Here is a 1,300-nt window from a genome sequence, read left to right on the forward strand (position 1 = left end):
TGAAAAGCGGTCACGCCGATGGTAGTGTAGCATTCGCTATGTGAGAGTAGGTCATTGCCAGGCATTTTTTATTTAGAGGGAGCTTTTAAAGCTCCCTCTTTTCGTATGTGGAAATCAAAACTTCTGCCTTAAAAATAAGATACAAAAAATTTTATAAACAACTTCTGCTTCGTAAAAGTGTGATATTTTGAATTGTTTGGTAAACTTGGGATTATATACTAGTTTATCTATATATTATTCAATAAAATTCTATTCCAATGAAGGTTATCTGCACGTCGATCGGTTTTTAAGCAAAAATAATTAGTGACACTGATATTAATATTGTTTATAATGCAACATTGTTAAGTGATAGATGAGTTAAGTTTCTATCATTACATATAGTAATTTTTGGAGAAATTCATGAACAAGTTACAAGTTGTATTAGGTACCGTTGCTTTAGGTGCTGCTTTAGTTGGTTGCTCTGACACTTCTGCTTTAAACCAGAAGGTTGACGCTTTATCAAACAAGGTTGAAGCTCTTTCTAACGACGTTGAAGCTTTAAAGTCTAGCCAGGCTCAGACTGCTTCAAAGGCTCAGGCTGCTTACGACGAAGCTGTACGTGCTAACGAACGTTTAGACAACCTTTCTAACAAGTACAAGAAGTAATTTTTTACTTAAAGAATGGTTATTAAAGGGAGCTTCTGCTCCCTTTATTTTTTTGGGGTAGATATTTCAAATTTTGAGTATGGCGCGCTATATTACAGTCATCCTGTCAGCAAACTCCATATCATCATATCTGTTGTGAGCCAACGATATTCATGTTCTTCGGTTTTTTCATCCTGTTTCATCTGAGCATTCTTGTTTATCACGGAGATAATTCTTTGAGATGAATCATCTGTGCATACGGTGCTGTGCATTCTGGTGAGTTAACGTATTTTCCGGTAAAACGGGAGTGGTGTTCAGCCGAGATTTGGTTTCCCGATATTGTGAATCTTATGACAGATCTTTATGTCAAGTTCTTTCTGAAGTAAATTTGTATAATCAAAGTAAAAGTGTTTATCATGAGGCTACAGATGATATATTCATCTGTGTGCTGTTATTTTGCAGAGGTATTTAATTGCGCTGCTGACCATGTCAATTAGTTTTTTTGTTAAATCTGTTTAAATTATGAACAAAATACACAATATTTAAAAAAATATTCAGAAAAGTGTTGACGAATCTAAAGAAAAAAGTAAAATACACATCACTCGCTGAGCACAGCGAAAAACAAAAAGTTCTTTAAAAACGAATCTAGACAATCTGTGTGGGCACTCGCTGAATT

1 protein-coding gene is annotated in these 1,300 nt (G+C 34.7%); it reads left to right on the forward strand.

Annotated features, from left to right (window positions below; translation table 11 throughout):
• The first annotated feature begins 399 nt into the window (after positions 1–399).
• A complete protein-coding gene (locus BMY80_RS11970; RefSeq protein ID WP_093143973.1) occupies positions 400–645 on the forward strand; it encodes an Lpp/OprI family alanine-zipper lipoprotein in 246 nt (81 codons plus the stop codon).
• The last annotated feature ends 655 nt before the right edge of the window (positions 646–1,300 follow it).

It is taken from the genome of Ruminobacter amylophilus (assembly GCF_900115655.1).
Taxonomy (GTDB): domain Bacteria; phylum Pseudomonadota; class Gammaproteobacteria; order Enterobacterales; family Succinivibrionaceae; genus Ruminobacter; species Ruminobacter amylophilus.

What these genes read in the sequence shown, in the direction of transcription:
- BMY80_RS11970 (WP_093143973.1), top strand. Translation starts at nt 400, where the DNA reads ATGAACAAGTTACAAGTTGTATTAGGTACCGTTGCTTTAGGTGCTGCT.